At 62.0% G+C, this 20,391-nt stretch carries 16 protein-coding genes; 8 read left to right on the forward strand and 8 right to left on the reverse strand.

Features of this window, described 5'->3' with window-relative positions; all coding sequences use genetic code 11:
- Positions 1-106: 106 nt before the first annotated feature.
- Entirely contained in the window at positions 107-1,309 is a 1,203-nt protein-coding gene (gene rocD / locus ACST81_RS04090) for an ornithine--oxo-acid transaminase (RefSeq protein WP_438751567.1), read from the reverse strand.
- A gap of 29 nt (positions 1,310-1,338) precedes the next feature.
- Positions 1,339-2,274, reverse strand: a complete 936-nt coding sequence (gene rocF / locus ACST81_RS04095) for an arginase (protein WP_438751569.1) — start codon at positions 2,272-2,274, stop codon at positions 1,339-1,341.
- Positions 2,275-2,412: 138 nt separating this feature from the next.
- Between rocF and ACST81_RS04100 the strand changes: the two genes are divergently transcribed.
- Complete coding sequence (locus ACST81_RS04100) at positions 2,413-2,856, forward strand: Lrp/AsnC family transcriptional regulator (protein ID WP_438751570.1); 444 nt, start codon at positions 2,413-2,415, stop codon at positions 2,854-2,856.
- Between the two features lie 3 nt (positions 2,857-2,859).
- On the opposite strand, the gene ACST81_RS04105 is transcribed toward ACST81_RS04100, so the two are convergent.
- From ACST81_RS04105 to ACST81_RS04115, 3 genes are all read right to left on the reverse strand, one after another.
- Positions 2,860-8,580 (reverse strand): translocation/assembly module TamB domain-containing protein, encoded by a 5,721-nt coding sequence (locus ACST81_RS04105; RefSeq protein WP_438751571.1) that lies wholly within the window; start codon positions 8,578-8,580, stop codon positions 2,860-2,862.
- A 96-nt stretch (positions 8,581-8,676) separates the two neighbouring features.
- Positions 8,677-10,587: an autotransporter assembly complex protein TamA gene (locus ACST81_RS04110; RefSeq protein ID WP_438751572.1), complete on the reverse strand. Its 1,911-nt coding sequence runs from the start codon at positions 10,585-10,587 to the stop codon at positions 8,677-8,679.
- Between the two features lie 279 nt (positions 10,588-10,866).
- Positions 10,867-11,121 carry a YMGG-like glycine zipper-containing protein gene (locus ACST81_RS04115; RefSeq protein ID WP_325463711.1) on the reverse strand — a complete coding sequence of 85 codons (255 nt, stop codon included), beginning with the start codon at positions 11,119-11,121 and terminating at the stop codon, positions 10,867-10,869.
- Between ACST81_RS04115 and ACST81_RS04120 the strand changes: the two genes are divergently transcribed.
- From ACST81_RS04120 to ACST81_RS04145, 6 genes are all read left to right on the forward strand, one after another.
- Entirely contained in the window at positions 11,108-11,470 is a 363-nt protein-coding gene (locus tag ACST81_RS04120) for a hypothetical protein (RefSeq protein WP_438751573.1), read from the forward strand. The two genes, ACST81_RS04115 and ACST81_RS04120, sit on opposite strands and share 14 nt — an antisense overlap.
- A 110-nt stretch (positions 11,471-11,580) precedes the next feature.
- Positions 11,581-12,069: a (2Fe-2S)-binding protein gene (locus ACST81_RS04125; RefSeq protein WP_438751574.1), complete on the forward strand. Its 489-nt coding sequence runs from the start codon at positions 11,581-11,583 to the stop codon at positions 12,067-12,069.
- A 121-nt stretch (positions 12,070-12,190) separates the two neighbouring features.
- Positions 12,191-14,539 (forward strand): xanthine dehydrogenase family protein molybdopterin-binding subunit, encoded by a 2,349-nt coding sequence (locus tag ACST81_RS04130; RefSeq protein ID WP_438751575.1) that lies wholly within the window; start codon positions 12,191-12,193, stop codon positions 14,537-14,539.
- 16 nt (positions 14,540-14,555) lie between these two features.
- Entirely contained in the window at positions 14,556-15,353 is a 798-nt protein-coding gene (locus tag ACST81_RS04135) for an FAD binding domain-containing protein (RefSeq protein ID WP_438751576.1), read from the forward strand.
- Between the two features lie 224 nt (positions 15,354-15,577).
- A complete protein-coding gene (hemA, locus tag ACST81_RS04140) occupies positions 15,578-16,795 on the forward strand; it encodes a 5-aminolevulinate synthase (RefSeq protein ID WP_438753371.1) in 1,218 nt (405 codons plus the stop codon).
- 91 nt (positions 16,796-16,886) lie between these two features.
- On the forward strand, positions 16,887-18,005 hold the full coding sequence (locus ACST81_RS04145) for a serine hydrolase domain-containing protein (RefSeq protein ID WP_438751578.1): 1,119 nt from the start codon (positions 16,887-16,889) through the stop codon (positions 18,003-18,005).
- Between the two features lie 2 nt (positions 18,006-18,007).
- Here the strand turns inward: ACST81_RS04145 and dxr are convergent, their stop codons facing one another.
- A complete protein-coding gene (gene dxr / locus ACST81_RS04150) occupies positions 18,008-19,201 on the reverse strand; it encodes a 1-deoxy-D-xylulose-5-phosphate reductoisomerase (RefSeq protein WP_438751579.1) in 1,194 nt (397 codons plus the stop codon).
- A gap of 157 nt (positions 19,202-19,358) precedes the next feature.
- On the opposite strand from dxr, the gene ACST81_RS04155 reads away from it, so the two are divergent.
- A complete protein-coding gene (locus ACST81_RS04155; RefSeq protein ID WP_438751580.1) occupies positions 19,359-19,775 on the forward strand; it encodes an META domain-containing protein in 417 nt (138 codons plus the stop codon).
- A 20-nt stretch (positions 19,776-19,795) separates the two neighbouring features.
- Here ACST81_RS04155 and ACST81_RS04160 read toward each other — a convergent pair whose 3' ends face one another.
- Positions 19,796-19,951, reverse strand: coding sequence for a hypothetical protein (locus ACST81_RS04160; RefSeq protein ID WP_438751582.1), 156 nt, complete (start codon positions 19,949-19,951; stop codon positions 19,796-19,798).
- A 248-nt stretch (positions 19,952-20,199) separates the two neighbouring features.
- Complete coding sequence (locus ACST81_RS04165) at positions 20,200-20,337, reverse strand: hypothetical protein (protein ID WP_438751583.1); 138 nt, start codon at positions 20,335-20,337, stop codon at positions 20,200-20,202.
- Between the last annotated feature and the right edge of the window lie 54 nt (positions 20,338-20,391).

Genomic DNA, 20,391 nt, shown 5'->3' on the forward strand with positions numbered 1-20,391 from the left:
ATTATTCTGTCGGTTACCGCAACGCACGGTAAGCCTTTAAAAGTTCCACATGAACAGGTTGCGCGTCCCGAGGCAAACGGAACGCGCTTTCTCTTCTGTGAACAGGTCAGTTCAACAGGACGGCGGCAAATTGCTCGACGGCCCAATCGACCTGATCTGCGGTGATCACCAAAGGCGGTGCAATCCTGATCGTGTCGCCATGGGTATCCTTGGCGAGAATGCCGCGCTCCTTCAGCGCCTCGCAATATTTGCGGGCGCCGCCGGCTTCCGGTACCAGTTCAACGGCCAGCATCAGGCCGCGGCCACGGACTTCCTTGATGATGTTCGAGCGGATGTCCTTGAGGCCGGCCTGGAAGCGATCGCCCATGCGCTGCGAATTGCCGATCATGTCTTCTTCGGTCAGGACCTTCAGCGAGGCGCGAGCGATGGCGCACGCGAGCGGGTTGCCACCGAAGGTCGAGCCATGCTGGCCCGGCTTCAGGACGCCGAGAACCTCGGAATTCGAAAGCACGGCCGAGACCGGGTAGAAGCCGCCAGACAGCGCCTTGCCGATCAGGGTCACGTCGGCCTCGATGCCTTCATGCTCTTCGGCCAGAAGCTTGCCGGTGCGGCCAAGCCCGGTCTGGATCTCATCCAGGATCAGCGTGATGCCATGCTTGGAGCAGAGTGCGCGGACTTCCGGGAAATAATCCTGCGGCGGGATCATGACGCCAGCTTCGCCCTGGATCGGTTCGATCAGGAAGGCAACGGTGTTTTTGTTGATCGCGGAGCGAAAGGCGTCGATATCGCCGAACGGAACAGTGCGGAAACCCGGCGCGAAGGGGCCGAAGCCGGTACGCGCATCCGGATCGGTGGAGAAGCCGACAATGCCCATGGTGCGTCCGTGGAAATTGTTGGAACAGACGATGATCTCGGCCTTGTTCTCGGCAACGCCCTTGACCTCGTAACCCCATTTGCGCACCGCCTTGACGGCGGTTTCGACGGCTTCGGCGCCCGAGTTCATCGGCAGGATCTTGTGGCTGCCGGTGAGAGCGGCCAGTTCCTCGTAGAGATGCGCCAGCTGGTCGTTGCGGAAAGCGCGGGATGTCAGCGTGAGCTTGCTCGCCTGTTCCACCATCGCCGCCAGGATCTTCGGATGGCAATGGCCCTGGTTGACGGCGGAATAGGCCGAGAGACAGTCGAGATAACGGTTGCCGTCGAGATCCCAGACATAGACGCCTTCGCCGCGCGACAGCACGACGTCGAGCGGCTTGTAGTTATGCGCGCCCAGCCGGTATTCGGTTTCAATCAGGGCATTGGTCGTGTTCATGGGTCCTCCGGAAGTTTTTTCTTGTGGTCTCAGGCGCTGCGGGTCGGGCGATCGAGGATGCGGCGGCCGAACAGGCTGGCCGTCAGTTCGACGAGAATGCGGGCGCTCTTGCCGCGATCGTCGAGGAACGGATTGAGTTCGACGAGGTCGACCGAGGAAACTAGCCCGGTATCGCACAGCATTTCCATGATCAAATGGGCTTCGCGGAAAGTGGCGCCGCCGGGAACCGTGGTGCCGACGCCCGGGGCAAATTCGGGATCGAGGAAATCGACGTCGAGGCTGACATGCAACAGGCCGTTGGCATCCTTCACCGTGGCGATGATCTCATGCATGATATGCGCCATGCCGGTCTCGTCGATGGCGCGCATGTCGAAGACATTGACGCCATGCTTGGCAATTTCTTCGCGCTCGCGTTCGTCGACCGAGCGGATGCCAACCTGGTAGACCCTTTTCGGGTCGACGAAGGGACGGTCCTTGTCGAGGATCGGGGCAAATTCCGCCTGACCGCAGAAGAAGGCGACCGGCATGCCGTGCATGTTGCCGGACGGGGTGGTGGCCGGCGAGTTGAAATCGGCGTGGGCATCGAGCCAGAGCACGAAGAGCGGCCGGCCGACATCGGCGGCGTGACGGGCCATGCCGGAGACCGAGCCCATGGCCAGCGCATGGTCGCCGCCGAGAACGATCGGCACGCCGCCGGCACGGGCAACGTCATGCACGGCGGAATCGAGCGCGCGGGTGAAGGCCGTGACGATCTGCAGGTTGTTGGCGCCCTTGTGGTTGGGCATGTCGCGGGCCGGCAGCGGCTTCACGTCACCCTCATCGGTCACGCTATGGCCGAGTTCGGCAAGTGTTGTGTCGAGACCCCCGATGCGCAGGGCGGCAGGCCCCATGGCGCAACCGCGACGGCCGGATCCTTCTTCGATCGGTGCGCCGATCAGGGTGATCTTTTTCTTGGTTTCAGCCATGGTTTCCCCGCGGGTTTGCGTTATGCCGGTTTGCCCGGTTTTCTCGGCGGATTATACGGGTTCAGGCGTTGGCAAATAGATGGAAAACTGGCAAATGGAAGGCAATAATCGGCATTATGCCAAGTACGGATGAGCAAAATGATAAGCCTGGATGACCTCGATCATGCCCTGATCAGCGCGCTGCGCCACAATGCCCGCACGCCTGTCTCATCGCTTGCCGCCATGACCGGTGCGTCCAGAGCCACGGTCGCCGCCCGGATCGACCGGCTGGTCGCGTCGGGCACGATCGCCGCCTTCACCATTCGCACCGGTGCGGAGCTTTCCGGCAGCGGCGTGCGCGCCATCGTCATGATCGAGATCCACGGCAAGATGGCCGACCGCGTCGCCGCCCAACTGCGCGGCCTGCCGCAGGTCCGCGCCCTTCATTCGACCAATGGCCGCTGGGACTTCATCGCCGAACTGGAGGATAAGGACCTCGGCACGTTCGACGAGACGCTGCGCCTCATCCGCCTGATCGATGGGATCAATCTGACGGAAACGAATATATTGCTGAAGACCAGCAAGATTTCGGCGGCGTCCTGACCGTTAATATTCCTTCTCGTAGAAAATCCCGCCGCCGGCGCCGCTTGAGCCGGCTTCGCCGCGCAGCTTGATGCCACGGCCGACGTCGAGATTGATGATCGCCTTGCCGCCACCGGATTCCGAGCCGGACTGGAGTTCGAGATAGGTCCGCTCGTTGAGGTATTTGCCGGCCGTGACAGTGGCGCCGCCGGTGGCATCGGTGGAGACATCGAGATCATCGACGCCGAGCTTGTTGCGCAGGCCGTTCAACAGCCCGTTCGAGCCGCCGCCGGCGAGTTCGCTGACGGCGCTGGCGAGTTGCGCGATCTGCAGGGCCGAGAGCTTGGAGAGAGAGCGGTTGAAGATCAGCTGCGCCAGGATTTCATCCTGCGGCAAAGCAGGCGACGACGAGAAGGTGATCGCCGGATTGTTGGCGACACCAGCGACATTGACGGTGATCGTCGTCGTGCCGGCGCTGGAGGTGGCGTCGAGATCGAGCGTCGGGATCAGGTTGCCGCCGAAGGTGATCGTGCCATCGGTGAAGTTGAGGCGCTTCGCGAGGATCTCAAGCCGGCCGCGGCGCATTTCGAACCCGCCGGAAACGGCCGGCTGGGCGGCGGTTCCCCGGATCGTCAGGTCACCGCCGAGTTCGGCATCGATGCCGCGTCCGCGCACGAACAGTTTGCCCGGTGCGCTCACCGTCAGGTCGAAGCCGATACCGCCGCCGCTGCCGGCGCCGTCGCCACCGCCGCGCTGGTCCTTTCGGATATCCGCCTGCATCTGGCGGACCTTGGCCGGTGCGTTCTTGTGCTTGATGTTGATCTCGGACAGCGAGGCTGGCAGCTTTTCCGGAATGGTGATCGCCGCCTTCTGGATCGTGACATTGCCACCGAGGATCGGCGTGGCGGTGAGCGGGCCTTTCAGCGTCATGGCCCCATCGAGGGTGGCCGTGACAAGGCTGCCATCGACATAGGTCGCGTTGTCGAGTCGGATCGAGAGGTCTGCCGGAAAGCCAGAGCCGGGCGTGATGCCGATCGTGCCGCTGATATCGAGCAAGCCGCCGCTCGCCAGCCGGCCGGACAGTTTCGAGATATTGGCCTGCTGGCCGTTCAGTGCGACATTGGCAGTAAGGTCGGTGATCGCAAGATTATGGCGGACATCTACGAGACGCGCGCCGGCGGTCGAGATCGTGCCGGTGATCACAGGCGCCGTTGCCGCGCCCGAGATCGAGACATCGACATTGGCCGAGCCGGTGAGCGTGAAGCCTTGGCTGGCGAGCAGGGCCGCGCCGAGGCCGAAGGGTAGTTCGCCGGAAAACTTCATGGCAATTGGCCGATTGCCGGTAATGCCCAGCGTGCCGCCGCCCCGGAAGGCGAGGCCGCTTGGACCGCTCAACGTCGTGTCTACAGTGACGTTGTTATTGGCGAATTGTCCCTTCGCAGCGATATCGAGCGCGCCGACGCCAGCCGATCGGGTCTGCGCAAAGCCGGCATTCGCCCAGCGCAGGTCATAAGTAACGGCAGGGGCAGCCGCCGTGCCCTTGATGCCGACTGTACCGCTGATCGCGCCGTCAGCGCCGAGCGACGGTGAGAAGGTGTTTACGAGCTTTGCCGGCAGTGCGTCGAGATTGACGGCGAGATCGAGCTTTTCACCGGCCTTGCCGGAGATCGCGATCGAGCCGCCCGATGCCCCAATGGTCAGCTTTTGCAGGCTGACCGTGCCGTTCTCGATGGTGATCACCGTCGGGTCTGTCAGCTTGAGCGGGATCTTGCGGGGTGATGCCGCAAAGCTGGCAAGATTGACGACCGTCTTGCCGCCCATGGTCTGGATATCGGCCTTCAGGTTGACGGGCGCGCCATCATAGCTGCCGCCGAGTGTCACGTTGGTCTTGCCTGCCTGCTGGGCAAAATCGAGCTTCAGGCCGTTGACGCGGTTCTCACCCTGCGCAAACGTCTCGACCGAGAGATTGCCCTTGATCGCCAGTGTCTTCAGGTCTGCGATATTGATATCGGCTGATGGTTTGGTGATGACGAGATCGCCGCGCTTGATGCCTGAACCGCTGGCCTTGAGTGCGATCGCGGTCTTGCCTTCGGCGCTGGTGATCGCGGCCGAACCGGCAATGTCGCCCGATGCCTTTTCACCGGCCATGGCGGCAAGCAGGCCGACATCCGGGAAATTGAAGTCGATCGAGCCCTGCGGCAGGAAATCCGTGGTGAACTCAATGGAGCCGTTCAGCGTGTTTTCGCCGATCTGCGCCTGCAGAACCGGAACGCTGGTGCGACCGTCCTTGGAGACGAGGTCGGCGTTGACGTTGATCGCCTGGCCGCCGAGCGCGCCGGTGGCCGTGATCTTGGCCTGCGGATTAGCGGGGTTTGCGGTTGCATTCACGGCCAGTTGGAGATCGCTCAGCGTCCGTCCGGCGAGGGTCGCGCCGCTGGAGGTCACGATTGCCTTGACGCCGAGATTGTCGAGCGGGCCGGTCGCGTCGATCTTGAAATCGGCGGTGCCCTTGGCATCCGCCAGCACCTTGCCGAGATGGGGCAGGGTGCCCGTCAGTGCCGCCGTCAGGGTTTGCTCCTTGAGGGAAACAGATCCGTCTGCCCGGATGGTTCCGGAGGCGATCTTCAGGTCTGTGACATCGACAGCGCCTTGCGGGCCGGTCACCAGCCTGCCGGTGATATCGACCGGCGTATCGAATTTTGCCGCGGCGGCCGGCGGAAGGGCTGCCGGCTTGGCCGAAATCTTGAAGGTCGTGCGGACCGCATTGTCGGCAACGGCGAAGGAGCCGGCCAGCGCGCCGTCGAGGTTGGTGCTGGCGATCGTCACGGGACTGAAGCCAATGGCTTCGGGAGTGACATCCAAGGTGGTCGCGATCCTGACCGGACCTTTGACCAGCCGGTCGAGATCGGCATTGGTGAGCTGTGTCGCGCCGGTTTCGATCGTGGTCGCTACTGTGCCGGAGCGGGCGGTGAGGTTGAAGGCATCGCTGTGTGCCGTCAGCTTGACGCCGTCGAAACGGCCCTGCGGCAGAGCGAGCTGTCCGACATCGGCTTTGACGTCGAGAATAGCTGTCTGCATCGTGCCCTTGATCGAGGCCGTGCCGGCGTCGAGCACGACATGCGCTTCGCCGCCCTGTAGTGGCACGCGGGCGTCGATGCTGGCAAGGGTGGCGGTCAGATTGAGGGTCTCGCCTGCGCTGCCGTCGAGCGTGATCGTGCCCCCGGACGCCTCAACCGCCAGCTGGCTCAGATGGACAGCGCCGTTTTCGATGACGATCGTCGTCGGCGCCGCCAGCTCCAGCGGAATCTTCTTCGGCGCGGCGGCAAAGGATTGCAGGTTGATCGTTGTCTTGCCGCCCGCGCTTTGCAGGTCGCCGTGCGCGGTCAGCGGTGCGGCATCATAGGCGCCATCCAGGGCAAAGTTGGTTTGGGCGCCTTGCTGCTCAAAACCGAGCTTGAGGCCGGACAGCCGCGTTTCGCCCTGCGCCACGCTCTCGACGGTGACATTGCCCTTGATCGCGAGCGCCTTCAGATCGGCGATGGTGATATCGGCGGCGGGCCTGGTGATGACGAGATCGCCGCGCGTGATGCCGGCACCGCTGGCCTTTACGGCGACCGAGGTCACGCCATTGTCGGTCTTGATGCTGGCCGAGCCGGCAAGGTCGCCGGACGCGGTCTGCCCAGCCATGGCCGCGAGCAGGCCGAGATCGGGCAGGTTGAAGGTGAGCGTGCCGTTCGGCTGGAAATCGGCTGTCAGGTCCAGCGCGCCGGTCAGCGTGTTTTTGCCGATGGTGACGTCGATGGAGGGGATGCTGGTCGTGCCCCTTGCCGAGGCGATCTCGGCCTTGGCATCGATCGTCTGCCCGTCGAGCGAACCCGTGGCGTTGATCGTCGCGTTCGGTCCGTTCTTTCCGATGGTTGCATCGGCCTTGACGGCGAGGTCGTCCAGGGTGCGTCCGGCCAGTGTCGCGCCGCTGGAGGTGATTTGTGCCTTCACCGCCAACGCGTCGAGCGGGCCGGTCACATCGGCATTGAACTTTGCGATGCCCTTGGCGTCGGCCAGGAATTTGCCGATCTCCGGCACGGTACCGCTGATGGCGGCGGTCAGGTTACCCGTCTCAAGCGCCAGGGATCCGGCGGCCTCCACGGTTCCGGATGCGAGTGCAATATCCTTGACCGTGACACTGCCATCGGAGCCCGTCGCAAGATTGCCGGCAATGGCGATGGTCGTGTCGAATTTCGAGGCGATGCCCGGCGGCAGGGTTGCGGGCAGGGCAAAAAGCTTGAAGGCCGAAGTGACTGTTCCTTCGGCAATCGTGTAGGAACCGGTCAGCGTGCCGCCGACACTGGTGCTTTCCAGTGTAACGGGATCGAAGGACACCGTTTCCGGCGTCACCGACAGCGTGCCGTCTAGCTTCACAGGGCCTTTGACGAGGCGGTCGATATTGGGGTTTACGAAACGGGTCACGCCGGTCTGGATTTCAGCTTTCAGCGGACCGGTCCTGGTCGAGAGATTGAAGGTGTCGCTATAGGCGTGCAGCTTGATCGCGTCGATCTCGCCTTGCGGCAGCGTCGCCTTGCCGATATCGGCGCCGATGTCGAGCACGGCGGTCTGGGCATCGCCGATCAGCGAGACATTCGCCGCGTTGATCGACAACTGTGCTTCGCCCTCGGCAAGCGGCAGCCGGAAGTCGATGGGAGCGGTCTTGCCGGTGAGGCTTGCCTGCAGGTCGTTCTGCCCGGCCGTGCTGTAGGTGCCGGATGCGGACAGCGCCAGAGCACCGGTGGAGATATTGCCCTTGTCGATGCGCACCGTCTTGCCGCCGTCGATCGCCGCTGCGAGATCGATTTCGGTCGTGCCGGCAAACAGCGGCCGGAAGGCGGCCGGCAGCAGGTCGCTGAACGTGCCGCCGCCATGCAGGGCCACCGTGCGAAAACCGTCCGGCGCCAAAGTATGCTCGCCGTCGAGTTTCAGCACCCGGTTGCCGTCGAGGGCGGCGGTGGCTGAGCCGCGCCATTTCGACAGCGGGCCATCGCCGGTGATGGAGACGCTGAGTGCCGGTTCGCCCGGTAGGCGCATCGCTTTGGCAAGCAGGCCACCCTTTGGCTCGTTGATGGTGGTTTCCAGCTTCAGCTCGTTACCGGCCGGATTGAAGACGATATCGGCGATCGCCTTGGCGTCGGGCCGGTCGCGTTGTGCCACTGCAAGAGCGGCGGCGATGCTGGCATTGGTGGCGTTCAGCTTGCCCTCAGCGCTGAGGAACTGGTCGGCACCGGCGATGTCCTTGCCGATGACCACTTCCTTGAGATCGAACGCGTCGATCTTGATGTCCAGCGGCAGGGCAAAGGTCTCGCGGACCTCGCGCGTTTCCTGGGACGGGATCGGCAGCCGTTCTAGGCGCACGGATCCGGCCGACAGCTTCGCGGCTTCGAAGCGCGATGAGAAAAGGGCGGTCGGCGACCAGTCGATCCCGACCTCGCGAATTTCCGCGTAGACGCCCTTGCTGTCGAACAGCGTCACGCTAGAGGCTGTGAAATCGCCGGTCAGCAGCGCGCTGGGATCGTTGATGCGGACGATCTGGTCCGGCGTCGAGGCATATTTCTCGATCATCATCGCGACGAAGCGCGCACCCGGCGCCGTGAAGCCGGCAAACAGAGCCAGGAGTACGGTGGCAACCACCGTGAAGCCGAGAATATAGGCCAACCAGCGCAGGGCGATTTTCAGAAAGCGGAGCAAACGATTCATGGTTCATCCATAGCGCAAGTTGCGTCGGGGTGAAATTGCGTCCCCTGAACCCGGGGTTTCGCATCCGGTTCCAGGCCGTGTCGATTGCGCCTGCAATCAGAAGGATTGGCCGATCCCGGCATAGATTCCGTATTTCGTGCCGTCGGGATAGGCGTTGAGCGGCACGGCGACATCAAGCCGGATCGGCCCAAACGGCGTGTTGTAGCGCAGCCCGAGGCCGGCGCCGGCGCGCAGGTCCGAAAAGTCCGGCGTGGTCTTCGCCGAGACCGTGCCGACATCGACGAAGGGAACGAGGCCGATCTTTTCGGTGATGCCGATGCGAGCTTCCACCGTGGCGTTGACATAGGAACGCCCCCCGAGAATGTCGTCGTCCTTGTTGCGCGGGCTGATCTCCTGATAGGAATAGCCGCGCACAGTGCCGCCACCGCCGAGATAGAAGCGCCGGTTGGCTGGAATCGAAGCGAGGCCATCACCGCCGATAAGCGAACCGATGCCGAGCCGGCCGGCCAGCACGAAACGGTTTTCATCGCCGAGGCCGAGATAGGCGGAAGCCGAGCCTTCAATGGAGCTGAAGAATGTCTGGCCGTTGATCTCGTAGCTCGGCTTGGCGTTGATCGAGGCGCGATAACCTTCCGTCGGGTTCAGCTTGTTGTCGCGGGTGTCGCGAATATATTCGATCGGGATAGACGCAGTCAGATATTCGTTCGCGCCGAAAGCGTCCTCGACATCGGCCCACTGCAATTCGCCGCCGACGGAAATCGTATCGGTTTCCGACAGTTCGGCGGTAACGCCCGCAGCGCCGGTAAAGATCGTCGCCTTGTAGGCGTCGGGATCGAGAAGCTGCGCCTTCAGGCTGGCGTTGAAGGTCGTGGTCGGGCCGAAGGCGCCGGGCTTGGCGAAGATCAATCCCGCCGAATAATCGAGGCTGCCGACATCGGTGGTTTCGCCGATGCGACTGACCGAGCCTTCCAGCCGCAGTGATTCCGCCCTGCCGAAGAGATTGCGATGGCCCCAATAGCCCTGGATGCCGAAACCATCCGTCGTCGAATATTGCGCGCCGGCGCCGAAATAGCGGTGCTTGCCTTCCGAGACCTCGATCGTCATCGGGATCGTTCCATCGGGCGCCAAGACCGTGGCTTCCTTGATGGTGATGCTGGAAAATACGCCGAGTTGGCGCAACCGTTCGGATGCCTTGCGAATTTCTTCCGGCGAATAGGGATCGCCGCCGTTCAGCCGCGAATATTCCGCGACGAATTCCGGATCGACCGTCTTGGTACCGGCGACTGAGACGGCGCCCACTGGAGCGACCGGCCCGCCCTCGGCCGCAATGGTCACATCGACTGTGTTGGAGGCATGATCGGCGACGACGCTGCGATCGGTCAACTGGGCCAGCGGCCGGCCTTCTTCCTTCAAATCCTCGACGACTTTCTCGCCGGCCTTGATGATCAGGGTCGAATCCGCCCGGTTGCCCGGTTTTAGATACTCATCCGGCCGCTTGCCGACAGCGTCGCCCTTCAGCACGACATCGCCGAGCGTGAAGACCGGGCCGGGTGTGACCGTGATCTCGACGGGAACGGGGGCGTCGTTCGGGAAGACGGGATCGGGCGGCAGGGTGTCGATGTCCTGGCCGTTGACCTTGACCGTGACGACGCCGCCATAGCGCGCCTGTTCGTAGAGGGCTGCCAACAAGCGGTCGCGATCGTCGCGCGCCTTGATGGCGAGGCCCAGGTTGCCGGAAACGGGTTCGTCCTTGTCCTGGAAAAGGCGCGAGCTGTTTTCGAGCGCTTCCTTCAGATCGGAAACGCCGGATTGTTCGGTCAGTGTCAGGCTGTAATTGACGGGATCGACGATCGGATTCTTTTCTTCCTCGCTCTCGAAGAAGCGCATACCGAAAATCTTGAAGGCATAGGCGTTCGACGCCGAAAGCGGGCCGCATGCGACCAGAGCCGCGACCGCAAAAGCAGTGCCAGCCTTCCGATACGCAACACCCACAATCGGCAGACGCATTCGTTTCCGCATTCGCTGTCCAGGCTACTTTCAACATCTGCCCGCCGTCATGGCGAGAGTACCATTACATGACAGGGTTGCCCCTTGATGAACGGCGACCCTACACAGCATTGTCCCATTGATGAAGACGCAGGGCCGGATTTTGTCGAAAACCAAGGCAACTGTGACGTGTCGGAAACAAAAACCCCGGTTTGTGCCGGGGTCCTGTCGCGTTTTCGCAACCATCACGAAAAGATCCCGGCAAAGTCGCGCCGGGTCGGTTGCAGCCTGTGGACTATGTCACGGGCAGTCGCTGATATAACGGCGTCCGTAGCGGTCACGGTAGTAGCACTGGCCGGGCTGTTCGGAGACATGGCCGATGACCGCTCCGGAAACGCCGCCGATCGCCGCGCCGACGGCCGCGCCGCGAACATCACCGGTGATGGCGCCGCCGATAATGGCGCCCGACACAGCACCGATGCCGGCGCCCTTTTCTGTTTGCGTGCAACTCGCGACGGATAAAGCGAGCAGCACGAGCACGATGGCCTTTTTCATTGGTTCTCCAATCTGGACGTGGACGATGTCTTGCGTTCGTCGCCGTCCGTTCTCCCCTGAGGCAGAAGGTGGTCGGTTCAGGCCACCCTCCAGTCGAACTTGCAATTTCGAAGATAAATGGCTGTCTGCGAAAGTCTACAGACATCCTGAGAAATCCCCGAGATCACAAGAGAATGGCATTCAAGCTGAACGGGAGCTGAAAGCGCTGTTCCCTGCGTCACACACCGATACCATTGCGGCCAGTGGTGTGCGGATTTTGGAAGCCGGCCAGATTTTTCAAACCAAATTGAAAGTACCGGTTGCGGCGATCCGAAAAAAGACAAATGATGCAAATGCCGTAGCGCTTTGAGGAGAAGGCCCCGCGGTGAAGGCATGAAAGTTGACGCGGTTCTGTCGCGGGAACGAGTTTATCTGCCCGACAGCCGCTCGTGTTGGCACGACCAACCTCGGAGGAACGAGATGGCAAAAGTGAAAATGACGGTCAACGGCCGGCAGGTCGGCTCGGAGTGCGAGGACCGCACTCTTCTGGTGCATTTCCTGCGCGAAAACCTGGCGCTGACCGGAACCCATGTCGGCTGCGACACCACGCAATGCGGCGCCTGCGTCGTCCATATGGATGGCCGTTCGGTGAAAAGCTGCACGATCCTGGCGGTCCAGGCAGCGGGATCGACGATCACGACGATCGAGGGACTGGCGGGTGGCGGCGACCTTCATCCGGTGCAGGCGGCCTTCAAGGCTAATCACGGCCTGCAATGCGGCTTCTGCACGCCGGGCATGGTGATGACCGCTGTCGACATGATCCGCCGCCATGGCGCCAATCTCGACGAAGCCACCGTCCGCGCCGAACTCGACGGCAATATCTGTCGATGCACCGGCTACCACAATATCGTCAAATCGATCCTTGCCGCGGCCGCCGAAATGGGCGGCGTGCAGCAGGCGGCGGAGTGAGGCAAGCGAATAGGGAGTAGCGAATAGCGAGTAGGTGGCCGCTGCGCGGCCCAGTCGCGGTTCGAACTCCCTCCATTCGCTACTCACTATTCGCTATTCGCTCTTCTGGAGGAGATGAAGCATGGGTGTTGAAGGCATTGGCGCCAGCGTTGCGCGCAAGGAAGACAAAAGGTTCCTCACCGGCAAGGGCCGGTACACGGATGACATGAGCGTTCCGGGCATGAAATATGCATTTTTCGTGCGCAGCCCCCACGCCCACGCGAAGATCAAAAGCATCGATATTTCCGCCGCCATGGAAATGCCCGGCGTCATCGGCGTGCTGGAGGGCAAGCAACTGCAGGCCGATGCGATCGGCAACCTCATCTGCGGCTGGATGATCCACTCCAAGGACGGATCGCCGATGAACATGGGTGCCTGGCGGCCCCTCGCACATGACACAGTCCGCTATGTTGGGGATGCTGTTGCGATCGTCGTGGCCGACAGTCTGGGCGAGGCTCGCGATGCGGCCGAGGCCGTGGTGGTGGACTACGACGTGCTGCCGGCCGTCACCGAAGCGGTCAAGGCGCTGGAAGCCGGCCAGCCGCAGATCCATCCCGAGGCTGCGAACAATCTGATCTTCGACTGGCAGATCGGCGACGGTGCGGCGGCCGACAAGGCGATCGCCGAGGCCGCGCATGTCACCGAGATCAAGCTCCACAATAACCGGCTGGCGCCGAACCCGATGGAGCCGCGCGCCACGCTTGGTATTTACGACAGTGCCGAGGATCACTATACCTGCTACACGACCAGCCAGAACCCGCATGTGGCGCGTCTGGTGATGAGCGCATTCTACAATGTCGCGCCGGAAAACAAATTGCGCGTCATCGCCCCGGATGTCGGCGGCGGCTTCGGCTCGAAGATTTACATCTATCCGGAAGAGATCGTCTGTCTCTGGGCATCGAAGAAGACCGGCGTCCCGGTGAAATGGACCTGCGACCGTACCGAAGCCTTCCTCACCGACGCGCACGGCCGAGACCATGTCTCGACGGTGAAGATGGCCTTCGACAAGGACAATCGCATCACCGGCCTGAAGGTCGATACGATCGCCAATCTCGGCGCCTATATGTCGCTGTTCTCCTCGGCGGTGCCGACCTATCTCTATGCGACGCTGTTGTCCGGCCAATATGCCATTCCGGCGATCCACGCCAATGTCCGCACCGTCTATACCAATACCGTGCCGGTCGATGCCTATCGCGGCGCCGGGCGGCCGGAGGCGACCTATCTTCTCGAACGCACGATGGAGACGGCGGCGCGCGAGCTGGGCGTTTCGCCAGCCGAACTCAGACGAAATAACTTCATCCGCAGCTTCCCCTACCAGACACCGGTGATCATGAACTACGATGCCGGCGACTACGAAGCGTCGCTGGAAGCGGCCATGGCATCGGCCGACTGGAACGGCTTTGCTGCCCGCAAGGCAGAGGCGGCGGGGCGCGGCATGAAGCGCGGCATCGGCATGAGTTGCTATATCGAGGCCTGCGGCATTGCGCCGTCGGCGGCGGTCGGCTCGCTCGGGGCCGGTGTCGGCCTTTGGGAATCGGCCGAAGTGCGCGTCAATGCGGTCGGCACGATCGAGGTGATGACAGGCTCGCACAGCCACGGACAGGGTCACGAGACGACCTTTGCCCAGCTGATCGCCGACCGGTTGGGTGTCCCGATCGACAGCGTCAACATCGTTCACGGCGATACCGACAAGGTGCAGATGGGCATGGGCACCTATGGTTCGCGCTCCGGCGCCGTTGGCATGTCGGCGGTGGTCAAGGCGCTCGACAAGGTGGAGGCCAAGGCCAAGAAGATCGCCGCCCATCTGATGGAAGCCGACGAGAGTGACATCGTCATCGAGAATGGCGAGTTGAAGGTGGCGGGCACGGACAAGGCGCTGCCCTGGTTCCAGGTGGCGCTGGCCGCCTATACCGCGCACAACCTGCCGGCCGGCATGGAGCCGGGATTGAAGGAGGGCGCGTTCTACGATCCGTCCAACTTCACTTTCCCGGCCGGCTGCTACATCTGCGAGGTCGAGGTCGATCCGGAAACGGGCACGATCGAGATCGTCCAGTTCGTCGCCGCCGACGATTTCGGCAATATCATCAATCCGATGATCGTCGAGGGTCAGGTGCATGGCGGCATCGCGCAAGGCGTTGGCCAGGCCCTGCTCGAAAATGTCCATTACGATCCGCAGAACGGCCAGCTGATCACCGCAAGCTACATGGACTACGCCATGCCGCGCGCCGACGATCTGCCGTCGTTCAAGCTGTCGCATCAGAACACGCCGTGCCCGTCCAATCCACTGGGCATCAAGGGCTGCGGCGAGGCGGGCGCGATCGGGTCGCCGCCGGCACTGATGAATGCCATCACCGATGCGATCGGCAATAACGACCTGACCATGCCGGCCACGCCGCAAAAGGTCTGGTCAGCGATCAACGCCGCCAACTGAACCGGAGGAGAAAACCATGTACGCGACCAATTACCATCGTGCATCCTCGGTTCAGGATGCAGTCAAACTGAAATCGGGTGCTGATGAGGGCAAGTATCTCTCCGGCGGCATGACGCTGATCGCGACGATGAAACAGCGTCTCGCTTCCCCGAGCGACCTCGTCGATCTCCGGCATATCCCGGACCTCAAGGGAATATCGGTGAATGGCCTGTCCGTGCGGATCGGTGCGGCGACGACGCATTATGATGTGGCGTCGTCGGCGGAACTGAAGGCCGTCTGTCCGGCGATCTGCGATCTTGCCCACCATATCGGCGATCCGCATGTCCGCCATATGGGAACGATCGGCGGTTCGGTGGCCAACAACGACCCGGCGGCCGACTATCCGGCGGCACTTTTGGCGCTCGATGCCGTCGTCGTCACCAATTCCCGCGAGATCAAGGCGGGTGATTTTTTCACCGGTCTGTTCGATACGGCGCTTGAGGATGGCGAGATCATCGTCGCCGTCACCTTCGATGCTCCGGAAAAGGCGGCTTACGCCAAATTCCGCAATCCGGCCTCGCGTTATGCCATGACGGGCGTCTTCGTCGCGCGCCGTGGCAATAGCGATGTCCGGGCGGCGGTGACCGGGGCCGGCGCCGATGGCGTGTTTCGTCACGACGGCATCGAGGCGGCTCTTGCTGCCAACTGGTCGCCGGATGCGCTTGCGGGTGTGGCGGTTGATCCGTCCGATCTGCTCTCGGACATCCACGCCAGTTCGGAGTATCGCGCCAATCTCGTAAAAGTGATGGCGAAGCGCGCGGTTGCGGCGGCGTAAGGCATTTCCGTATTATTTTTGAAACAGAATATAGGGACGGGGCAACCCGTCCTTTCTTCTAGCGACTTGACTCAAATCATATCGGATGGAATGAAAACCGGTAAGGATAGTTTGGAACTGTTCAAAATTAGGGGCCTTTTGCCGCACTTGGCCGCGATCATCCTCGCAGAGGTTGACGCAACCGCTCTTTGGATCAAAAAGACGGCAAGGTTCTGGAGACGATGATGGATTTCGAAAGTTTCTTCAAAGGCGAGCTGGACGGCCTGCATCAGGAAGGCCGCTACCGGGTGTTCGCCGATCTGGAGCGCCAGCGCGGACAATTTCCCAAGGCGACCCGTTATAACACTGCTGGCGAAAAGCAGGACGTCACGGTCTGGTGTTCCAATGACTATCTCGGCATGGGCCAGCATCCCAAGGTCACCGAAGCGATGAAGCTCGCCATCGACCAGTGTGGCGCGGGTGCGGGAGGCACCCGGAATATTTCTGGCACCAACCACTACCACGTTCTTCTCGAGCGCGAGCTCGCCGACCTGCATGGCAAGGAATCGGCTCTGCTGTTCACCTCCGGCTATGTGTCCAACTGGGCGGCACTCGGAACGCTCTGTTCGAAGATTCCCGGTGTGATCGTCTTTTCGGACGCCGGGAATCACGCATCGATGATCGAAGGCATCCGCCATTCCAAGTGTGAGCGGGTGATTTTCAAACACAATTCCCTCACCGATCTCGAAGCCAGGCTGAAGGCAGCCGATCCGCGCGCGCCGAAGCTGATCGCTTTCGAATCGGTCTATTCGATGGATGGCGATATCGCGCCGATCAAGGAAATTTGTGATCTTGCCGACCAGTACGGCGCGATGACCTATCTCGATGAAGTCCACGCCGTCGGCATGTACGGCCCGCGCGGCGGCGGCATCGCCGAACGCGAAGGACTGATGCACCGACTGACGGTGATCGAAGGTACGCTCGGTAAGGCTTTCGGCGTCATGGGCGGCTATATCGCCGCGTCGACTGCGCTGTGCGATTTCATCCGGTCCTTTGCCTCCGGCTTCATCTTCACGACGGCCCTGCCGCCGGCGCTGGCTGCCGGTGCAGTTGCCTCGATCCAACATCTCAAGGTCAGCCAAGTCGAACGCTTCGCCCATCAGGAACGGGTTCGACGCCTGCGCCACCTGCTCGACAAGAACGGCATTCCGCACCTCAGCAATCCGAGCCATATCGTTCCGGTGATCGTCGGTGATGCCTCCAAGTGCAAATGGATATCCGATCTGCTGCTCGACAATTGTGGTGTCTACGTCCAGCCGATCAACTATCCGACCGTGCCGAAGAAGACCGAGCGCCTGCGCATCACGCCGACGCCGCTGCATTCGGATGCCGATATCGACCATCTGGTCGGTGCGCTGCACCAGCTCTGGTCGCGTTGCGCGCTGGCAAGGGCTGTCGCCTGATCGCAGCTCCTAAACAGGCTTGAAATCGAAATGCGGATCGTCGAGAGATGGTCCGCATTTTTGTTTTGAAACCTGCTTTGGAGCCTCGGTCATGACTATCGAACACAGGCTGAATGCGGTCATCGACGAGGCTCTGCAGTCCGGCCGGATCACCGGAACCGTGGTTCTCGCCTTCCAGTATGGCGAGCCGATCTTTCGCCGGACGGCAGGCTTTGCCGATCGGGAAGCCGGAAAACCGGTGGCTTTCGATACGATTTTTCGGCTGGCATCGGTTTCCAAGCCGATTGTCGCGGCGACCGCGCTGGCGATGATCGACCGAGGCCTGATGAGCCTGTCCGACAGCGTTTCAGCACATCTGCCCTGGTTTCGGCCAAGGATGCCCGACGGTGCGGCGGCCAATATCACCATCCATCATCTGCTGACGCATACGTCTGGATTGACTTACGATCCGGCGCTCGAGCATCTGCCCGCAGACCTCGCTGTCAATTGCGGCCTGTCAAACACCGACCTGGATTTCGAGGCTAATTTCAGTCGGCTCAACCACCTGCCATTAGCCTTCACACCCGGCGCGCAATGGAACTACTCGATTGCCACAGACATTCTCGGCGCGGTGATTGCCGCCGTGCGCGGGTCAAGCCTCGAAGACGCCGTCGTGGAATATGTCGCCGGTCCGCTTGATATGGCCGACACCCGCTTTCATGTGACGGATATAGAGCGGCTGGCAACGCCTTATGCCGATGGCAATCCCGTGGCGATCCGCATGCCCGATCCCTATTTCCCGAATGGCGATGCCGAATGGTCGGTCGGCTTTTCGCCGTCGCGGATCTTCAATCCGAAGGCATTCCAGTCGGCGGGCGCCGGCATGGCCGGAACGGCGGATGACGTCATGATTCTCCTCGAAACCCTGCGGCAGGGCGGCAAGGGCCTGATGACGGCGGAAACGGCCGAGATCGGCATGAGCAACCGGATCGGCGACCTGCGCTCGGATCCCGGCTGTGGCTTCGGCTATTTCGGTGCGGTCGTGCTGGAGCCCTGGGAAGCGATGAGCCCGCAATCTCCGGGCACGGTCCGCTGGGGTGGCGTCTATGGCCACAACTGGTTCATCGACCCCGTCCGGGAACTGACGGTGCTCAACATGACCAACAACGCCGTCGAGGGCTGCATGGGGCAATTCCCCGATCGGATCATGCGGGCTGTCTACGAAGAATAAGCTCAGGCCGCCGCTGCGGCCTGCTCGACGCGTTGCCGGGCGATCCGCCGGGCTTCCTCGTCGGCTACGAAGACGTCATCCATCGTCGTGGCCGCCGGCATGCCGGAGAGCGCGTCCATCACCGTTTCGGTGATTTCCGCCATCTGCAGGAAGCCGACATGGCCGTCGATGAAGGCTTCGAGCGCGACTTCCTTGGCACCGTTAAGAATGGCGCCCTGGGCGCCGCCGCGTTCCATTGCCAGCCGGGCCAGCCGCAGCGCCGGGAAACGCTCCTCATCCGGCGCCTCGAAATCCAGTCGTGACAGCTTGGCGAAGTCCAGCCGTTGCACGTCGAGTTGCGGCCGGACGGGATGGGACAGGGCATAGCCGATCGCGGTGCGCATGTCCGGGCAACCAAGCTGCGCCAGCACCGAGCCGTCGCTGTAACCGACCATCGAATGGATGATCGACTGCGGATGGACGATGACCTCGATCTGGTCAGGGCGCATGCGAAACAGGTGCTTCGCCTCGATCATCTCCAGCGCCTTGTTGAACATCGAGGCGCTGTCGATGGAGATCTTCAGTCCCATCGACCAGTTGGGATGGGCACGAGCGGTCGCGGCGGTGACATCGCGCATTTCCGCCAGCGTCGACGTGCGGAACGGGCCGCCGGATGCGGTCAGGATGATGCGTTCGACGGCATGGCGCTGGTGTTCTTCCAGCACCTGGTAGATAGCATTGTGTTCGCTGTCGACCGGCAGCAGCTTGCCGCCGCCTTCGGACACCGCGCGGATGAACAGGTCGCCGGCGGAAACGAGGCATTCCTTGTTGGCGAGCGCGATATCGGCGCCGCGGCGGGCTGCGGCAAGCGTTGGGGCAAGGCCGGCCGTGCCGACAATGGCCGCCATGACCCAGCCGGCATTGCGCTCGGCTGCCTCGATCAGGCCGTTGCGGCCTGCGGCGACCTCGATGCCGGTGCCGGCAAGCGCCGCTTTCAGGTTTTCATACTGGCCTTCATCCGCCGTCACGGCCAGTTCCGCACTGAGCGATTTTGCCTGTTCTGCCAGAAGGTCGATATTGCCGCTGCCGGTCAGGGCGGCGATCTCGAACCGGTCGCGCCCGCCAAGCTGCCTGACGACGTCGAGCGTGTTGGTGCCGATCGAGCCCGTCGAGCCGAGGATCGTCAAGCGGCGTTTATCGTTGGCGCCGGAAGTCATGGCCAAATCCCGTTGTTCTTCTTCTCTTGAGCTAGGCTCTACAGGTGAAAGCGAATGCCAACAAGGGTGGCTTCGAACAAGGGGAGGGCGATAAGGTCGCAGGGTGCGAATCAAAAGCGGTGATCACAGTGGTCGTCTGCCGGAAAGGATATGGCCCGTGCTGAAACTTGCGCTGTTCCTCGGCTGCAGCTGCGTGCTGATCGATCCGGCCTCGGTATCGATGGTGGCGGCCGGGGCGGTGCCGCCGGCGCTGGTTGGCCGGTGGCTGGCTGAGGATATCGGCGGTGGTGGCGTCATCGATTTCCTTGAGACGACGCTGGAGATTAACGACGACGGCACCTATGCCGGTTTTGCCGGCTGCAACAGTTATACGGGAACGTTCGGGCTATCCGGCAACGAGATCATCTTTTCTCCACCCGGGGCGACGCGCAAGATCTGTGTGCCGGCCGTCATGGACCAGGAAGGCAGGTTCTTCGAAGCGCTGAAGCGCGGGCTGTCCTGGAAGGTGGACGACACCAAGCTCTTCCTGACGGGACCGAATGCGAAGATCGGCCTTCGGCTCGTCGCGAATTAGACCTGCGCGGGTGGCGCAGATCAGGATTTTTCGTCCAGTGCTCTCAGCGTGCGCTTGAGCAATTCCGCCTCATCCCACACGCCGTGACGGTAGAGCGTCAGCACCAGGGCTGCCACCGGGTTGTTGGCATCACTGTCGGCGGAAATCTTGCGGGCCTTCTTCGCGGTCTCGAACACCCGCTGGCACAACTCCACATGGTGTGGAAGCATTGGTTCGTTTAACCATTGTTTCATATGCTACTTACCCCCAAACCTATCACAAAAATAGCAATCCCATGCACCGAGGGAGCTGGCTGTCAGCTCCATCCTCCGAAAAATGTGCTCGCCCTTCGACGATTCACGGGATTCCGAGGCGATACGGGTGGCTTTCGAATGTGGCAATTTTCCAACGAAACAATATTTGTTTGGCAGGCGGCGGCTCTGGATCATGTTGGCTGGGTGACCGCCGCAGGATCGAGTATGGGAACCTCCGCATTGAGATCGTTCTCGGCATATTTGATCGCCAGGATACTGAGAATGGATCCCACAATCACCACGAAGACAGCACGCATGGCCATTCGCATTACACAACTTCCTGTTCAAGCATCCATGCAAACGTGCGGATGGACAGGTTGTTC

This window comes from Pararhizobium sp. O133 (assembly GCF_051669845.1).
GTDB lineage: Bacteria > Pseudomonadota > Alphaproteobacteria > Rhizobiales > Rhizobiaceae > Pararhizobium.

Excerpts from the sequence above, each read along its gene's own strand:
- rocD (WP_438751567.1), bottom strand. The coding sequence starts at position 1,309 with ATGAACACGACCAATGCCCTGATTGAAACCGAATACCGGCTGGGCGCG.
- rocF (WP_438751569.1), bottom strand. The coding sequence starts at position 2,274 with ATGGCTGAAACCAAGAAAAAGATCACCCTGATCGGCGCACCGATCGAA.
- ACST81_RS04100 (WP_438751570.1), top strand. The coding sequence starts at position 2,413 with ATGATAAGCCTGGATGACCTCGATCATGCCCTGATCAGCGCGCTGCGC.
- ACST81_RS04105 (WP_438751571.1), bottom strand. The coding sequence starts at position 8,580 with ATGAATCGTTTGCTCCGCTTTCTGAAAATCGCCCTGCGCTGGTTGGCC.
- ACST81_RS04110 (WP_438751572.1), bottom strand. The coding sequence starts at position 10,587 with ATGCGTCTGCCGATTGTGGGTGTTGCGTATCGGAAGGCTGGCACTGCT.
- ACST81_RS04120 (WP_438751573.1), top strand. The coding sequence starts at position 11,108 with ATGGCCTTTTTCATTGGTTCTCCAATCTGGACGTGGACGATGTCTTGC.
- ACST81_RS04115 (WP_325463711.1), bottom strand. The coding sequence starts at position 11,121 with ATGAAAAAGGCCATCGTGCTCGTGCTGCTCGCTTTATCCGTCGCGAGT.
- ACST81_RS04125 (WP_438751574.1), top strand. The coding sequence starts at position 11,581 with ATGGCAAAAGTGAAAATGACGGTCAACGGCCGGCAGGTCGGCTCGGAG.
- ACST81_RS04130 (WP_438751575.1), top strand. The coding sequence starts at position 12,191 with ATGGGTGTTGAAGGCATTGGCGCCAGCGTTGCGCGCAAGGAAGACAAA.
- ACST81_RS04135 (WP_438751576.1), top strand. The coding sequence starts at position 14,556 with ATGTACGCGACCAATTACCATCGTGCATCCTCGGTTCAGGATGCAGTC.
- hemA (WP_438753371.1), top strand. The coding sequence starts at position 15,578 with ATGGATTTCGAAAGTTTCTTCAAAGGCGAGCTGGACGGCCTGCATCAG.
- ACST81_RS04145 (WP_438751578.1), top strand. The coding sequence starts at position 16,887 with ATGACTATCGAACACAGGCTGAATGCGGTCATCGACGAGGCTCTGCAG.
- dxr (WP_438751579.1), bottom strand. The coding sequence starts at position 19,201 with ATGACTTCCGGCGCCAACGATAAACGCCGCTTGACGATCCTCGGCTCG.
- ACST81_RS04165 (WP_438751583.1), bottom strand. The coding sequence starts at position 20,337 with ATGCGAATGGCCATGCGTGCTGTCTTCGTGGTGATTGTGGGATCCATT.